At 59.6% G+C, this 14,779-nt stretch carries 17 protein-coding genes; 11 read left to right on the forward strand and 6 right to left on the reverse strand.

Annotated elements, in window-relative coordinates; genetic code table 11:
• Positions 1–68: 68 nt before the first annotated feature.
• From EOL43_RS00845 to yihA, 7 genes are all read left to right on the forward strand, one after another.
• Positions 69–293: a hypothetical protein gene (locus tag EOL43_RS00845; protein WP_133484901.1), complete on the forward strand. Its 225-nt coding sequence runs from the start codon at positions 69–71 to the stop codon at positions 291–293.
• Positions 294–406: 113 nt separating this feature from the next.
• Positions 407–637, forward strand: coding sequence for a hypothetical protein (locus EOL43_RS00850; RefSeq protein WP_133484902.1), 231 nt, complete (start codon positions 407–409; stop codon positions 635–637).
• A gap of 64 nt (positions 638–701) precedes the next feature.
• Complete coding sequence (gene ttcA / locus EOL43_RS00855) at positions 702–1,532, forward strand: tRNA 2-thiocytidine(32) synthetase TtcA (RefSeq protein ID WP_133484903.1); 831 nt, start codon at positions 702–704, stop codon at positions 1,530–1,532.
• A 136-nt stretch (positions 1,533–1,668) separates the two neighbouring features.
• Positions 1,669–3,201: a putative bifunctional diguanylate cyclase/phosphodiesterase gene (locus tag EOL43_RS00860; RefSeq protein ID WP_133484904.1), complete on the forward strand. Its 1,533-nt coding sequence runs from the start codon at positions 1,669–1,671 to the stop codon at positions 3,199–3,201.
• 106 nt (positions 3,202–3,307) lie between these two features.
• Positions 3,308–5,110, forward strand: a complete 1,803-nt coding sequence (gene yidC / locus EOL43_RS00865) for a membrane protein insertase YidC (protein WP_133484905.1) — start codon at positions 3,308–3,310, stop codon at positions 5,108–5,110.
• Positions 5,107–5,862, forward strand: coding sequence for an MOSC domain-containing protein (locus EOL43_RS00870; protein ID WP_133484906.1), 756 nt, complete (start codon positions 5,107–5,109; stop codon positions 5,860–5,862). The genes yidC and EOL43_RS00870 overlap by 4 nt, the downstream gene beginning before the upstream one ends.
• Positions 5,859–6,512: a ribosome biogenesis GTP-binding protein YihA/YsxC gene (gene yihA / locus EOL43_RS00875; protein WP_133484907.1), complete on the forward strand. Its 654-nt coding sequence runs from the start codon at positions 5,859–5,861 to the stop codon at positions 6,510–6,512. Before EOL43_RS00870 ends, yihA begins: the two co-directional genes overlap by 4 nt.
• A gap of 27 nt (positions 6,513–6,539) precedes the next feature.
• Here yihA and EOL43_RS00880 read toward each other — a convergent pair whose 3' ends face one another.
• Entirely contained in the window at positions 6,540–7,274 is a 735-nt protein-coding gene (locus EOL43_RS00880) for an SDR family NAD(P)-dependent oxidoreductase (RefSeq protein ID WP_133484908.1), read from the reverse strand.
• Between the two features lie 105 nt (positions 7,275–7,379).
• On the opposite strand from EOL43_RS00880, the gene argB reads away from it, so the two are divergent.
• The 4 genes from argB to EOL43_RS00900 are packed head-to-tail and all read left to right on the forward strand — an operon-like array spanning position 7,380 to position 10,201.
• Complete coding sequence (argB, locus tag EOL43_RS00885) at positions 7,380–8,240, forward strand: acetylglutamate kinase (protein ID WP_133484909.1); 861 nt, start codon at positions 7,380–7,382, stop codon at positions 8,238–8,240.
• A gap of 52 nt (positions 8,241–8,292) precedes the next feature.
• Positions 8,293–9,087, forward strand: coding sequence for a sterol desaturase family protein (locus EOL43_RS00890; RefSeq protein ID WP_133484910.1), 795 nt, complete (start codon positions 8,293–8,295; stop codon positions 9,085–9,087).
• Positions 9,024–9,701 carry a ferredoxin gene (locus tag EOL43_RS00895; protein WP_240686418.1) on the forward strand — a complete coding sequence of 226 codons (678 nt, stop codon included), beginning with the start codon at positions 9,024–9,026 and terminating at the stop codon, positions 9,699–9,701. The genes EOL43_RS00890 and EOL43_RS00895 overlap by 64 nt, the downstream gene beginning before the upstream one ends.
• The gene (locus EOL43_RS00900; protein ID WP_133484911.1) at positions 9,698–10,201 is read left to right on the forward strand and encodes a SixA phosphatase family protein; all 504 of its coding nucleotides are present in this window, start codon (positions 9,698–9,700) and stop codon (positions 10,199–10,201) included. Before EOL43_RS00895 ends, EOL43_RS00900 begins: the two co-directional genes overlap by 4 nt.
• A gap of 20 nt (positions 10,202–10,221) precedes the next feature.
• On the opposite strand, the gene EOL43_RS00905 is transcribed toward EOL43_RS00900, so the two are convergent.
• The 5 genes from EOL43_RS00905 to EOL43_RS00925 form a co-directional block, all read right to left on the reverse strand.
• Entirely contained in the window at positions 10,222–10,767 is a 546-nt protein-coding gene (locus EOL43_RS00905; protein WP_133484912.1) for a hypothetical protein, read from the reverse strand.
• Between the two features lie 21 nt (positions 10,768–10,788).
• Positions 10,789–11,238 carry a ribose 5-phosphate isomerase B gene (gene rpiB / locus EOL43_RS00910; RefSeq protein WP_133484913.1) on the reverse strand — a complete coding sequence of 150 codons (450 nt, stop codon included), beginning with the start codon at positions 11,236–11,238 and terminating at the stop codon, positions 10,789–10,791.
• Between the two features lie 112 nt (positions 11,239–11,350).
• Positions 11,351–12,136, reverse strand: a complete 786-nt coding sequence (locus EOL43_RS00915; RefSeq protein ID WP_276320881.1) for an amino acid ABC transporter ATP-binding protein — start codon at positions 12,134–12,136, stop codon at positions 11,351–11,353.
• A 12-nt stretch (positions 12,137–12,148) separates the two neighbouring features.
• On the reverse strand, positions 12,149–13,432 hold the full coding sequence (locus tag EOL43_RS00920) for an amino acid ABC transporter permease (protein WP_133484914.1): 1,284 nt from the start codon (positions 13,430–13,432) through the stop codon (positions 12,149–12,151).
• A gap of 1 nt (position 13,433) precedes the next feature.
• Positions 13,434–14,666 carry an amino acid ABC transporter permease gene (locus EOL43_RS00925; protein WP_133484915.1) on the reverse strand — a complete coding sequence of 411 codons (1,233 nt, stop codon included), beginning with the start codon at positions 14,664–14,666 and terminating at the stop codon, positions 13,434–13,436.
• Between the last annotated feature and the right edge of the window lie 113 nt (positions 14,667–14,779).

Below are 14,779 nucleotides of genomic sequence, written 5' to 3' on the forward strand. Positions count from 1 at the left end.
GCCGTTCAGCTCTCATTGCAACCAAACCCAACTTCAAGAAGGGCCGGCGTCATGCCGGTAACCAACCCATGATGGACTCGAATTTTCATTCTGAACCTGTCCGGCTGAACGATTTGCTGGATGACTTGATTGCCGATCACGGTGCGATGCGCGTGCTGCGTGCGCTGGCGATGCGGCTTGTTGCGCGAAACCTGCGGCGACCGCGGGCGGACCACCTGTCCGACCACCTGCGTCGCGATGTGGGACTTCCGCCCGGCCACCCTCCGCCAACATTCCGCGAACCGCGACTGTAATCCGCGCTTCCACTCGGTCCGCCCCTGCATTTCGGGGCGGGCCAAAAAAGTGCTTGACCTAAAGCCGACTTGAGGTCCGACAACACAGTCACCCCCGAATTAGGAGATCGATAATGACCTATACATTGACCCTGCCGCCCCGCCGCGTCCGCAACCGCCGCTTCGAGGCAAAACTGCTGAACCTGATCGAAGCGTACGGCCGCTGGCATGTGATCCGCGCCAGCCTGTTTGCCAAGCGTCGTCGACCAGAACGGCTAGACGATCTGCCGCCGTCCCTTGCACGGGATCTGGACCTGCCGCCGCGGGATCTCTCCCTCCCCTCGCAGCGCCAGCATTGGCTGTAAGCTTTGGGGGCAGAGGCGCAGACCAACCCTTGCCCAGAAAGGTGTTTTCGCCTATGCCGCGCCCATGAAAGATCAGCTCGACGATATCCACCCGCTGTTTCACGGCGCGCCCTCGACCACCGAGTTCAAGAAGCTGCGCAAGCGCATTATGCGCAATGTGCGCGAAGCCTTGGACCAATACGGCATGGTCGAACGTGGCGCCAAGTGGCTGGTCTGCCTGTCGGGCGGCAAGGACAGTTATACCATGCTGGCTGCGCTTTATGAGCTGCAATGGCGTGGCGTACTGCCGGTCGAGATCCTCGCCTGCAACCTAGATCAGGGCCAGCCGGGCTTCCCAGCCACCGTCCTGCCAAAGTTCCTTGAAGACATGCAGGTTCCGCACCGGATCGAGTACGAAGACACCTACTCGATTGTGATGGATAAAATCCCGCAGGGCCGCACCTTCTGCTCGCTCTGCTCACGCCTGCGTCGCGGCAACCTGTATCGCATTGCCCGCGAAGAGGGCTGCTCGGCCGTGGTTCTGGGGCACCACCGCGACGATATCCTAGAAACGTTCTTCATGAACCTCTTTCACGGCGGGCGACTGGCCACGATGCCCCCCAAGCTGGTGAACGAGGAAGGCGACCTGTTCGTCTACCGCCCTCTGGCCCATGTGGCCGAGCAAGATTGCGAGAAGTTCGCGACTCAGATGAACTATCCGATTATCCCCTGTGACCTCTGCGGATCGCAGGATGGATTGCAGCGTCAGCAGGTGAAAAAGATCATCGACGAGTGGGAATCGAACTTCCCGGGGCGCCGTCAGATCATGTTCAAAGCGCTCATGAACACGCGCCCCAGCCACCTTCTGGACCCCCAACTCTTTGATTTTGCAGGCCTGACGCGAGATCAATCATAAGTTGATGAAAATACCTCATCAATTCCTGGCAGTTTTTTTCGGGCGCGTTAACGCCTGATTGACCACATGTTCCTACTTTGTCCCTGACACCCCGGGAATCCGGACCGTGTTTGGAGTGTTAGTCTAGGAATGCATCATGGCTGTCAGTTTTGGCCCTTCCCCTGTTAAAAACGCTGTTCGGCATTTTCTGACCAGCCCCCAGTTCACTGCGATTCTGCCTGCGGCGTTGCTGCTGGCCTATGGGGCGGGGGGAGAGCGCGCTCTTTTGGTATCCGCCATCCTTTTTCCGGGGCTCTTTGCGCTTGGCGGCACGCTGACCCGCACGTCGCTCAAAGACAGATGGCCTTCTGATCCCGTCACTGGCCTGCCCCTGCGCGGGCGGCTTGCACATATGCTGGATGCGGGCTTTCACGACCCTGATATGAAAGAGAAATGCTGTCTGGTGATCGAGGTCGATGCCTTTCCGCACCTCGCAGACCACTATGGATTGGATGCGCAGGACAAGATCGAAGCTCAGATCGGTGAAACGCTGCGGTCGATGCTGCGCGCAACGGACCTGATCTGCTCGTTGGGACGTGGACGGTTTGGCATTGCGATCGACCGAACAACCCGCGCGGATCTTGAAGTTGTCTTACAGATCGCCGCGCGGCTGCAATCGGCCATTGCGACCCCCATCGATCTGGATGAAACACGTCTGCACCTGACCGCCAGTGTCGGCTTTTCGCTGCCCCGGCGTGCGCCCGAGGCAACTGGAGACTCACTTTTGCAAGCCGCCGAAAGCGCTCTTCAGACGGCACAGGTCGCCGGGCCGGGCTCGATCCGGGCGTTTGCCAATGGCATGGCCCCTAGGGCAGCACCATCCGAGCATTCCGAAGCCGAGCTGTCCGAAGCGTTGGAAACCGGACAAATGATTCCCTGGTTCCAGCCTCAGGTCTGCCTGCGCACCGGGCGCTTGACCGGGATGGAGGCGCTTGTCCGCTGGAACCATCCTGAACTGGGCCTGATTGCTCCGGCCGCATTCTTGCCCGCCCTGACGCAAGCCGGACTACTGGAACGTCTGAGCGAGGTGATGCTGTTCGAATGCCTGACCAGCATCTGTAAATGGGATCAATTGGGGCTTGAGGTGCCCTCCGTATCGCTGAACATGACGGCAGAAGAGCTGTCCAACCCCAAACTGTTCGAGAAGATCCGCTGGGATCTGGATCGATTTGACGTCTCGCCCGAGCGGTTGACGCTGGAAATTCTGGAAAGCGTGATTGCGCAAGGAGACGATGACGTCATCGCGCGCAACATCAATGCTCTGGCACGTATGGGCTGCAACATTGATCTGGATGATTTTGGCACCGGACACGCATCGATTGCCCATATCCGCCGTTTCAACCTTAACCGTATCAAGATTGATCGCTCTTTCGTCACCCATGTCGACACGGACAAGAACCAGCAGAATATGGTCTCAGCCATTCTGACGATGGCAAGACAACTTGAGATTGGCGTGCTGGCGGAAGGCGTCGAAACCCACGGCGAATACACCAAACTAGGCGAATTGGGATGCACGGATGTCCAAGGCTATGCGGTGGCAAAACCCATGCCAATGGATGCGACCAGTCTGTGGATCAAGAACCACAGATCCACCTCGGATCGCATTCACCACATCCCAAAGCACGCCTAGCGCGTTCGCAGACCCGCATTTCTTGGCACATCGGGATAAACTGCTTGACCTTTTGGCCCTTGCCCTGTTGAACCACTCTGACCGAAAACTATGAGTGGTAGGCACGATGGACGACCAGAATAAGAACCTGATCTTCGCAACGGTTCTCAGCTTTATTGTCATCACGGGCTGGTTGATCATGTTTCCACCAGCCGAGCCCCCTCTGCCTGCCGACACGGCCGCGCAAACGTCGCAAGACACGACCACTGCCGCAGCACCCGCAGCGTCGACCCCGGCTGCCGCCGCTCCTGCCGATATTGCTGCGCAACAGGCCGAGGCTGGTCGCGTCGACATCGACACGCCCGAGCTGGCCGGTTCAATCTCGCTTCTGGGGGGGCGCATCGACGACCTGAAGCTGAAGGAATACCATGTCGAGCTGTCGAAAGAGAGCGACATCGTTACCCTGCTGCGCCCTGCTGGCGAGCAAGACGCCTATTACACGCTTTATGGCTGGACCCCTGGCGGCACCACCGCGCTGGAAGATGTTCCCGGCCCGACGACCGTTTGGTCGGTTGAGGCTGGCAGCACTCTGACCCCGTCGACCCCCGTCACGCTGCGCTGGGATAGCCCGAACGGTCTGATCTTCCGCCGCACCCTGTCGGTGGATGAAAACTTCATGTTCTCGATCGAACAAGCCGTTGAGAACACCAGCGACGCTACACAACGCATGGCCCCCTATGGTGTAATCGCCCGCCACGGCGAGCCGCAGGATCAGAAAGGCTTCTTCATTCTGCACGAAGGTCTGATCCGCGAAGTGGATGGCGAGCTGGAAGAGAGCGATTACTCGGACATTGCCGACCTGAGCTACGACGAACGCGAAGCATCGCTGGCCGACGTTCAGCAGGTCGAAGAAAACGGTTGGCTTGGCTTTACCGACCACTACTGGATGACGACGCTGATCCCGGAACCCGGGCAGCCGTTTACCTCGGTCGTGCGCTATGCCGACAAAGCTGACATCTATCAGGCCCAGTTCCGCCTGCGCGCACAAGACGTCGCCCCCGGCGCGACCACCAGCGCAACGACGCATTTCTTTGCGGGCGCCAAGGAATGGGAAACCATCCGCGCCTACGAAAAGAACATGGGCATCGACAAGTTCATCGACTCGATCGATTGGGGCTGGTTCTTCTTCCTGACCAAGCCGATCTTCGCTGTTCTACACTGGTTGAATGCACTGATCGGCAACATGGGTTGGGCGATCATCGGCCTGACCATCATCATCAAGGCAATCCTGTTCCCGCTGGCCTATAAATCCTACGTCTCGATGGCGAAGATGAAAGAGCTTCAGCCCGAAATGGAGAAGATCAAGGAACGCGCTGGCGACGACCGCCAGAAGGTTCAGCAAGAGATGATGGAGCTGTACAAGAAGGAAAAGGTTAACCCGGCCTCGGGCTGCTTGCCGATCCTTCTGCAGATCCCGATCTTCTTCTCGCTCTACAAGGTGATCTTCGTCACGCTGGAACTGCGCCACGCACCGTGGATCGGCTGGATCAAAGACCTTTCGGCCCCAGACCCCAGCTCGATCCTGAACCTGTTCGGCCTGCTGCCCTACGCAACGCCAAGCCCGGACAGCCTGCTGGCCATCATCTCGCTGGGTGTTCTCCCGATCATCTTGGGTATCTCAATGTGGCTGCAGCAGAAACTGAACCCGGCACCCACCGACCCCACGCAAGCGATGATCTTTGCCTGGATGCCATGGGTCTTCATGTTCATGCTGGGGACGTTTGCGTCGGGTCTGGTGATCTACTGGATCGCGAACAACACCATCACGTTCATCCAGCAATACACGATCATGCGCAGCCATGGGCACAAGCCTGACGTGTTGGGCAACGTGATGAAAAGCTTCAAGAAGCGCCCGAAAGACGCGAAATGACCGGGGTTGTCGCTGGCATCTGGCGGCACCCGATCAAGTCGCATGGGCGCGAGGAGCTGTTGCGCGTTCCCGTGACCGAAGGGCGCTGCCTGCCCTTCGATCGCAAATGGGCGGTCGCGCATGAAGCGGCCAAGCTGGAAGATGGCAAAAGCTGGGTGCCCTGCACGAATTTTTCGCGCGGGGCCAAGGCGCCCAAACTGATGGCGATTTCCGCGGTCACCGACGAGGTGACGAATACGGTTACGCTGACCCATCCGTCGCAACCCGGCATCACAATCAACCCCGATCGCGCGGAAGATCACGCGAGGTTCCTTGACTGGATCAAGCCGCTGTCGCCAACCGACCGCGCGCTGCCGGAGCGTCTGGTTAGCGTTGGGCGTGGGATGACCGACACGGATTTCGAGAGCATCTCCTTCATCAACCTCGCTTCTCACCGCGCGGTGGAAGAGAAGCTGGGTCGCGAAATCTCGCCACAGCGGTGGCGGGGGAATGTCCTGTTGGATGGCTTTGCCCCGTGGGAAGAGCGCGGCTGGATTGGCAAACGCCTGCGCATTGGTGAAGCCGAATTTGAGGTCCGCGAGCACATCACCCGCTGCATGGCGACGACCGCCAGCACGCGCACGGGCGAACGCGACGCGGATACGCTGGGCGTGCTAAACCAGAACTGGGGACACCAAGATTGCGGCGTCTATGCTGTGGTGACCAAGCCCGGCGTGATCGTACGCGAAGAACCGGTAGAGGTAATCGGATGACCATGCTTCCCTTTCCCATGGCCGAAGAGCCGGATCAGGCGTCGAAGGAAAAAGGGCGCCTGCTGTTTGCCGGCGCGACCGACTTTCTAAAAGGCGTCGTCGCGATGGACGGGCTGCCTGCGCCGGATCGGATAGAGGTGTGCTTTGCCGGACGATCGAACGTCGGAAAATCAAGCCTGATCAACGCGTTGACCGGACGCGTCAAGCTGGCCCGCGCGTCGAACACGCCGGGTCGCACGCAGGAAATCAACTTCTTCACCACCACCGGAGGCCCCTATCTGGTCGACCTTCCGGGGTACGGTTATGCGAATGCACCGGTGAAGATCGTCGAGAAATGGCAGCGGCTGTTGAAGAACTATCTGTCTGGGCGCCAGAACCTGCGCCGGGCCTTTGTTCTGATCGACTCGCGCCATGGCGTGAAGAAGGTCGATGAAGAGATCATGACCCTTCTGGACAAATCCGCCGTGACCTTTCAGGTGGTGATGACCAAGGCCGACAAGGTGAAGGAAAAGGACCGCGAGAAGGTGCTGGCACAGGTGCGCAAAGCGCTGTCCAAACACCCGGCGGCCTATCCGGAGCTGGTGCTGACCTCGTCTGAAAAAGGCGATGGGATCGAGACGTTGCGGGCCATCATCGCCGGGCTGGACTGATCGTAGTCATCCCCCCGTAGAGCGAAATCACACGTGCTGCGCGCCGTTCACCTCGATCTCGGCACCCGAGATATATGAGCTTTCCTCGGAACACAGGAAATAGATCGCCGACGCAACTTCCTCGGGCTGGCCTAGGCGCTGCAGCGGCAGTTTCTCGACAATCTTTTCGGTGCCGGGGGACAGAATCGCGGTCTCGACCTCGCCCGGGGCGATGGCATTGACGCGGACACCCATCGGGCCAAAATCATGCGCCATTTCGCGGGTCAGCGCGGCCAAAGCCGCCTTTGATGTCGCATAGGCCGCGCCTGCAAACGGATGCACGCGCGATCCCGCGATTGAGGTCACATTCACCACGGCCCCCTTGGCAGCGGCCAGTTCCTCGCGCAGGCCACGAGCCAGCACAACCGAGGCAAAGAAGTTCACATGGAACACCTTGCCCCAATCCATCAGATCGGTGTTCAGCGTGTTCAGACGCTCCCCCTCCGGGCCTTTAGGTGAGATGCCAGCATTGTTCACCAGCGCATCCAACCGCCCGTTCAGCCGTTCCTGAATGACGCCCACCGCGTTGATCGTGTCGGCGGGGTCGGACAGGTCCAACTGCACATGGTTTTCCGCACCCCCGCCCCACGGGCATTCGTCGGGGAACGGTTGACGGGAACAGGTGATCACGCGCCAGCCTTCACGGTTGAACTTGCGCACGGTGGCGTGTCCGATCCCGCGGCTTGCGCCGGTCAGAAGCAGGGTTTTGCGGTCATCACGCATGGGGCACCTCTTGTCTTGGGCACCCTAGCAGGCGCGGCGGCGGCTGCAATGCCCCTTGGCAGGACGCGGTCAAGCGCGTAACACGGTCTGAACGAAGGACCAGCTATGAAGACCCAGAATATGAACCGCGATTGGATCGCCACCGCCCGTACCCTGTCCCAAGCCCTGCCCTATCTTCAGCGCTATACCGGCGCGACCGTTGTCATCAAGTTCGGCGGCAACGCCATGGGCGATGACGAAGAGATGGCAAGCTTTGCCCGCGACATCGTTCTGATGCGCCAGGTGGGCGTGAAACCCGTGGTCGTGCATGGCGGCGGGCCGATGATCAACGCGATGCTGGATAAGTTGCAGATCGAAAGCCACTTCGTGAACGGCAAGCGCGTCACTGATAAGGCGACCGTTGAGGTGGTCGAAATGGTGCTGTCGGGCCGTGTGAACAAGCGGATCGTGCAGGCGATCAATGCCGAGGGCGGCAAGGCCGTGGGCCTGTCGGGCAAGGATGCTGGGCTGGTGACCTGTGATCAGACAAACCCCGATCTGGGCTTTGTGGGCACACCGTCGGACGTGGACGTCTCGGTTCTGCGCGACTTGGCCGCTGCCGAGGCCATTCCGGTCATCGCGCCTCTCGGCGCGGGTCGCAATGGCGAGACCTATAACATCAACGGCGACACGATGGCGGGCGCGATTGCTGCGGCGTTGAAGGCGGATCGCCTGCTTCTGCTGACCGACGTGGAAGGCGTGAAAGGTGCGGACGGAGAAGTTCTGACCGAGCTGACCCCGACTCAGATTCGCGAGATGACAGAATCGGGCGTGATTGCAGGTGGGATGATCCCCAAGACCGAAACCGCGCTGGATGCGATCGAGGGCGGCGTGCGCGCTGTGGTCATTCTGGACGGGCGTGCACCGAATGCCTGCCTGCTCGAGCTATATACCGACCACGGTGCCGGGTCGCTGATCCGCGCATAACGCTCGCTTCTTCGTGAATTGAAGTTCCGGCGGATCAATTTATATTCCCTTTATGGAATGTGAAATCCTGATCCGCCTGAGCAGCTTTCTGGTGCTCTTTACTGTCTTCGCACTGGCCGAAGCACTTGCGCCACGTCGCACACGCGTGCAGCCGCGCGCGGGCCGCTGGTTCACCAACCTGACACTCGTTGCCATCGACAGCCTGACGCTGCGCCTGATGAGCCTGCTGCTTCCGCTTCTGGCTGTAGGGGCCGCAATCGACGCGGCACGCGCGGGCTGGGGGCTGTTCAATGTCGTCACCCTGCCTGTTGGCCTCGAGGTGCTGGCCGCTTTCCTGATTCTCGACTTCGCAATCTGGGCGCAACATGTGGCCTTCCACAAAGTGCCTATGCTGTGGCGCTTGCACCGCGTGCACCATGCAGACCGGGACTTTGACGTCTCAACCGCGCTACGCTTCCATCCCATTGAAATCGCCGCGTCCATGCTGATCAAAATCGGGCTGGTCTATCTGATCGGCGCGCCAGCAATTGCGGTCATCCTGTTCGAGGTCGTTCTGAACGGATCCGCCATGTTCAACCACGCAAATTGGCGCCTACCGTTGGCGTTGGATCGCGTCATAAGACTTGTTCTTGTTACACCTGACATGCATCGTGTGCATCATTCGGTGCACCGCCACGAGACGGACAGCAACTATGGATTCTGTCTGTCGATCTGGGATCGGTGGTTTGGCACCTATACCGCCCAACCGCAGGACGGGCATGACGACATGGTGATTGGACTGGAATGGCAGGACGACAAACCGATGAAGCTGGGCTGGAGCCTGATGCTGCCGTTTCGACGGAAATAGACCACACGGCCGAGGCCCGCGCGGTTCATCTGGATGTCTTCGGCATGTTGCACGAAGGGGACGAGACCATCCTGCTTCTTGGCCCACACGAGCCGGGGTTCTGGGCCGCGTACACCAATACAAGCGAAGCCTGTGACGGCGCTGCGGACCCGATTGATCGCTGGTCGAAACGGGTCATTGGCGCCCTCGCCCAACGCTGGGGCGGTGTGGCGGAGTTTCCGTCAGACGGTCCGCCCTATCCTCCGTTTCTGGCATGGGCGCGGGCCTCGAACCGGGCGTGGGATAGCCCGGTGGGGATGTTGGTACATGACACGGCGGGGCTGTGGGTCAGCTATCGTGGTGCGATCCGCCTGCCCTATGTGTTGGACCTGCCAGACACGGGTGCAAATCCCTGCCTGACCTGCGATGCCCCATGCCTGACGGCCTGCCCGGTGGATGCGCTTGGGTCCAGCGGTTACGACGTGCCCGCGTGCAAAACCCATCTTAACTCCGAGGATCGCGCGAGCTGCATGACGCAAGGTTGCGCGGTGCGGCGCACTTGTCCTGTAAGCCGAACCTATGGCAGGTTGCCCGAGCAATCAGCATTTCACATGAAAGCGTTTAATCCCACATGACCCTGACCTTGATCCTGACCCGTCACGCAAAATCCAGCTGGAGCGACGCGGACCTTGATGACCATTCCCGTCCGCTGAACAAGCGGGGGCGTGCCTCGGCCAAGGCCATCGGGCGCTGGCTGGCTGATCGTGGACACGCCCCGGGCGAGGTTCTGTGTTCGGATGCCGCCCGCACGCGTGAAACTTGGGCACTGATTGCTGACCGCTTGGTGGGCGTGCCGCAGGCCGACTATCAATCCGAGCTGTATTTGGCAGATCCCGAGACCATGCTGGCCAAACTGCGCGGCGCATCGGAAGACACGGTGATGCTGGTCGCCCACAATCCCGGCTCAGCCTATATGGCGCGACGGTTGGCAGCCGAACCGCATCCGCATGAGAAATTTCACCACTATCCCACTGCGGCAACGTCCGTGATCGAATTTGATGCGGACAACTGGGCGGATGTGAATTGGGGCACGGGCCACGTGGTGGACTTCGTGGTCCCGCGCGAGCTGATCTGATCTGATCCGCCCCGCTGGGCTTAGTCCCCGTTCAAGGTCCGCTCGAACGGGACGCCCGCCTCATGGATCTTGTCCATCAAGGCACGGATGGAATAGCCGGTGTATTCGCGCAGTTGGATCGACGGGTGATCGTGGAAATGCACCCAGTATTCATTTTCGGCGGGGCCCTCTGAGCGATAATACGTAATGTGCTCGAGCTGCTTTATGGCAGAAAGCGGCACGTGGAAGCCCTGCTCTGGGCTATGGGCATGATCGGGCACCTGCCAGAGCAGATCATCCTGTGTCAGGCGAAACCGCCATTCCCCGGTCGTGCCCGCGGCGCGGCGCGCAAAGAAGATCAGCTTCGCTAAATGGTACAGCGCTGTGAGGATCAGGAAGAGGCCGAAGCCCCCCCACACGCCCCACGTCTCAAGCGCCTCGAAGGACAGGGCCCAGACCGCATCATCGGGCACAAGCCACAGCCCTAGTGCAAGAAAGAGGGCCGCAATCACCGGCACGACAATGATCCGTTCCAGATTACGTCTGGAGACAGATTTGCGGATGTCGAAAATCGGTTTTGCGGTCATGGGCGCCCTGCCCTCTGCTGATTAGCCTTCGATGGCTTCCATCATGTCCACGCGGGTGGCGTGACGTCCACCCTCGAACTCGGCGTCAAGGAAGGCGTCGACGATGTGCAGGGCCAGATCCTGACCCACAACGCGCGCGCCGATGGACAGCATGTTGGCGTTGTTGTGCTCGCGGATCATCCGGGCCGAAAACGCTTCCGAGCAGACGCCGCAACGGATGCCGTCCACGCGGTTGGCGGACATCATAATGCCCTGTCCGGTGCCGCACAGGATAATGCCCAGCGCGCAATCGCCCGACGCCACTTTGCGGGCCGCGGCTTCGCCATGCTTGGGATAGTGGGTGCTTTCCGGGGTCATCGGGCCGATATCGACGGCTTCATAGCCCTTGGCAGCGATGTGGTCAGCGATGGTCTTGCGCAGCTCGATGGCGGCGTGGTCGCTGGAAAGGACGATGCGTTTGTTGGCAGTCATGGGTGCGTTCCCTATCTGTCGCAGTTTGGCTGGGTTCTGGCCCAGTTCTAGCAGACTGGCAACAAAAAAGCCCCACCAGAAGGCGGGGCTTTTGAACTTCGTGTCAGAAAGATCAGAGGATCTGGCTGAGGAACAGCTTGGTGCGTTCCGATTGCGGGTTGTTGAAGAACTCTTCCGGTTCGTTCTGTTCCACAATCTGGCCGGCATCCATGAAGATCACGCGGTTGGCGACCTCTTTCGCGAAGCCCATCTCGTGGGTCACGCACAGCATGGTCATGCCTTCTTCGGCCAGTTCCACCATGGTCTCCAGCACTTCCTTGATCATCTCAGGGTCAAGCGCCGAGGTAGGTTCGTCGAACAGCATAATGCGCGGCATCATGCACAGCGAGCGGGCAATCGCCACACGCTGCTGCTGACCACCCGACAACATGCCCGGATACTTGTGAGCCTGTTCCGGGATCTTCACCTTCTCAAGGAAGTGCATCGCGCGCTCTTCAGCCTCTTTTTTGGGCTCTTTGCGCACCCAGATGGGCGCCAGCGTGCAGTTTTCCAAGATGGTCAGGTGTGGGAAGAGGTTGAAGTGCTGGAACACCATCCCCACTTCCGAGCGCACTTTGTCGACGTTCTTCAGGTCCGAGGTCAGCTCGGTCCCGTCAACGATGATCTGACCTTCCTGGTGCTCTTCCAGACGGTTGATACAACGGATGAGCGTGGATTTACCCGAGCCCGACGGCCCCGCGATAACGATCCGTTCGCCCTGATAGACGGTCAGATCGATGTCGCGCAGCACGTGGAACGAGCCGTACCACTTGTTCATGTTGCGGATTTCAATTGCCACCTCGTCCGAGACGGCCATCTTGCTGCGATCAGCATGGTGATCGAAAGTAATCGAAGACATTTAGTCTCTCCTTTAACGGTGGTCCGTGCGAAGCCGACGCTCCAGCCACTGCGAATATTGTGAAATGCCATAACAGACGACGAAGAACAGGAGCGCGGCAAAGCCCAGAAGCTCCCAATACACGCCGTTCCATTCCTGCGATGCCAGGATCGGGCCGCGGATCATACCGACCAGATCGAACATCGAAATCACCGAAACCAGCGTGGTGTCTTTGAACAGACCCACAGCGACGTTCACGATGCCTGGAATCGAAATCTTCAGTGCCTGAGGCAGGATGATGAAGCGCATGGCCTGTGGGTAGTCCAACCCAAGGCTGTCTGCGGCTTCGTACTGTCCCTTTGGCAGCGCGGCCAAACCGCCCCGGATCACCTCGGCGATATAAGCCGACGAGAATAGGGTGATCATGATGACCACGCGCAGGAACAGGTCCACGGTGGCATCTGGCGGGAAGAAGTAGGCCAACATCACGGATGCCACGAACAGCAGCGTGATCAGCGGAACCCCACGAATAAATTCGATGAAGATCACGCAGACACCTTTGATCAACGGCATCGAGGACTGACGGCCCAGCGCCAATGCGATCCCCAGCGGGATCGACAGCGACACACAGGTCACGCCCAGCATCAGGTTCAGCATGAACCCACCCAGATCGCGCGAAGCAACCGGGGTCAGCAACGGATTTTCGCTGGCCATCATGTCGACCAGATATCCACCGATGAACCACAGGACGAAGGCCGCAGCCACGCCGCCCAGCGCACCCAGTGCAAAGTTCGAGGCGCTGAAGCGTTCAAACACCAGATAGGCGCCCAGAATGCCGACGAATGCCGTCACGGGCACGCCAATCGGACCACCCCAGACCAGCCAGTAGGCAATAAACGGGTAGATCGCGGTGAACAGCAAAAGCTTGCGTGGCAGGTCAAAGAACAGCACCGGAGCTGCCGCGAAGGCCAGCAGGACCAATGCAAGATTGGGGCGCCAGTACAGCTCGGTCGGGTATTTGAACCCATAGATCAGCTGGTTCCAGCGCTCGGTCAGGACCGAGAAGCAGCCACCGACATCGCCTTGCAGGACCTCGCGGCATTCCGACAGGCTGGATGTGGTCCAGACACCGCCAAAGAGCCACGGCAGGACGCCCGCCAGCACCAGATAGATCACATAGAAAGCGGCTATGGTCAGAAGCGCATTTGGCCAAGTCGAGAACAGGTTGGTCCGCAGCCATTTGACGATGCCGACCTCAGTCGCGGGCGGGGCCCGCTCGGGCAGCATTTCAGAGCGTACAAAGGAAAGATCAGCCATATTAACGCTCCTTCAGCTTTACGGATTTGTTGTAGAAGTTCATCCCGACTGAGATGAGCAACGAAATCGTCAGGTAGAAGGCCATCAGAAGCAGCACACACTCGATCGCGCGACCGGTCTGGTTCAGCGTGATGCCGCCCAAGGTGGCCGTCACATCGGCATAGCCAACCGCAATCGCCAAGGACGAGTTCTTGGTGATGTTCAGATAGTGCGAAATCAGCGGCGGAATGATCACCCGCAGTGCCTGAGGCAGAACCACAAGGTTCATCGTACGACGCGGACGTAGGCCAAGGGCCCCTGCTGCTTCGGTCTGGCCTTTGCTGATCGCCTGAATACCTGCGCGGACGTTCTCTGCGATGAATGCGCCGGTGTAGATCGACAGGGCGAACCACAGGGCAATCAGGGCACCACCGACTTTGATGCCGCCTTTGAAGTTAAAGCCCTTCAGCTCTGGGATCTCCCAGGCCAGGCCCATCACCAGCAGCAGCAGACCGACGGGCACAACCCATAGACCCAGCGTGAAATACCAAGTGGTCGGGCGTACACCGGACTGTTCCTGCACGCCGGTCGCCCAATGCGCCACCCGGCGGGTGGCAAACAGGCTACCAGCTAAAACGGCCAGCACCAGCACCCAGTTCAAGAACGGGTTGGCAAAGAACGGCGAGGTAAAGTACGGGCCGGGCGTATACACGCCGCGGTTCGTGAAGGCGAACATATCCAGCAACATCGTGGCTTCGGGCGTGTCCCCCCGGAAAGCGCGCGGTGCGGGCATCACGGCCGTCATGATCGTAAAGATGATGATGATCCAGATCAGCACCGGGATGTTGCGGAAGATCTCGACATAGACGGACATCAGCTTGGAAACCAACCAGTTGTTGGACAAGCGTAAGACGCCGGCGACGACGCCGAAGATGGTGGCCGTTACACAGGCGAGAAACGACACAAGCAGAGTGTTCAGGATCCCGACGATAGCGGCGCGTGAGTGGGACGACTGGCTGTCGTATTCCACAAGGCGCTGACTGATGTCATAGCCCGCCGGATCGCCTAGGAAGCCGAAAGAAATGTTCAGACCGGCAGTCCGCAAGTTCTGGAGAAGGTTGTTGCCGAGGTACCAAATCGCCAGCGCAAGCACGATGGCAGCGATGGCCTGGTAGGTCAGCGAACGATATCTCGTATCGTTGAACAGCATGGATAGCCGGAATTGCCCCCGGTGAGGGTCGGTCATAGATGTCATGTGATACATCCCCGTTGCCCTTGGCGTTTATTCTTGAGGGGCGGCTTGGGCCGCGGTGCCAAGGTGCGTTCAGATGGAAAAAAAAGGGCGTGGAGTATCCACGCCCTTTTCAT

It is taken from the genome of Aliiroseovarius marinus (genome assembly GCF_004360145.1).
Lineage (GTDB): Bacteria > Pseudomonadota > Alphaproteobacteria > Rhodobacterales > Rhodobacteraceae > Aliiroseovarius > Aliiroseovarius marinus.

Bases quoted from the DNA above. Each gene is read 5' to 3' on its own strand.
- argB (WP_133484909.1), top strand. From the start codon at position 7,380: ATGAAGACCCAGAATATGAACCGCGATTGGATCGCCACCGCCCGTACC.
- EOL43_RS00880 (WP_133484908.1), bottom strand. From the start codon at position 7,274: ATGCGTGATGACCGCAAAACCCTGCTTCTGACCGGCGCAAGCCGCGGG.
- EOL43_RS00920 (WP_133484914.1), bottom strand. From the start codon at position 13,432: ATGGCTGATCTTTCCTTTGTACGCTCTGAAATGCTGCCCGAGCGGGCC.
- EOL43_RS00890 (WP_133484910.1), top strand. From the start codon at position 8,293: ATGGAATGTGAAATCCTGATCCGCCTGAGCAGCTTTCTGGTGCTCTTT.
- EOL43_RS00860 (WP_133484904.1), top strand. From the start codon at position 1,669: ATGGCTGTCAGTTTTGGCCCTTCCCCTGTTAAAAACGCTGTTCGGCAT.
- yidC (WP_133484905.1), top strand. From the start codon at position 3,308: ATGGACGACCAGAATAAGAACCTGATCTTCGCAACGGTTCTCAGCTTT.
- EOL43_RS00915 (WP_276320881.1), bottom strand. From the start codon at position 12,136: ATGTCTTCGATTACTTTCGATCACCATGCTGATCGCAGCAAGATGGCC.
- yihA (WP_133484907.1), top strand. From the start codon at position 5,859: ATGACCATGCTTCCCTTTCCCATGGCCGAAGAGCCGGATCAGGCGTCG.
- EOL43_RS00925 (WP_133484915.1), bottom strand. From the start codon at position 14,666: ATGACATCTATGACCGACCCTCACCGGGGGCAATTCCGGCTATCCATG.
- EOL43_RS00850 (WP_133484902.1), top strand. From the start codon at position 407: ATGACCTATACATTGACCCTGCCGCCCCGCCGCGTCCGCAACCGCCGC.
- rpiB (WP_133484913.1), bottom strand. From the start codon at position 11,238: ATGACTGCCAACAAACGCATCGTCCTTTCCAGCGACCACGCCGCCATC.
- ttcA (WP_133484903.1), top strand. From the start codon at position 702: ATGAAAGATCAGCTCGACGATATCCACCCGCTGTTTCACGGCGCGCCC.
- EOL43_RS00905 (WP_133484912.1), bottom strand. From the start codon at position 10,767: ATGACCGCAAAACCGATTTTCGACATCCGCAAATCTGTCTCCAGACGT.
- EOL43_RS00900 (WP_133484911.1), top strand. From the start codon at position 9,698: ATGACCCTGACCTTGATCCTGACCCGTCACGCAAAATCCAGCTGGAGC.
- EOL43_RS00845 (WP_133484901.1), top strand. From the start codon at position 69: ATGATGGACTCGAATTTTCATTCTGAACCTGTCCGGCTGAACGATTTG.
- EOL43_RS00895 (WP_240686418.1), top strand. From the start codon at position 9,024: ATGGCAGGACGACAAACCGATGAAGCTGGGCTGGAGCCTGATGCTGCC.
- EOL43_RS00870 (WP_133484906.1), top strand. From the start codon at position 5,107: ATGACCGGGGTTGTCGCTGGCATCTGGCGGCACCCGATCAAGTCGCAT.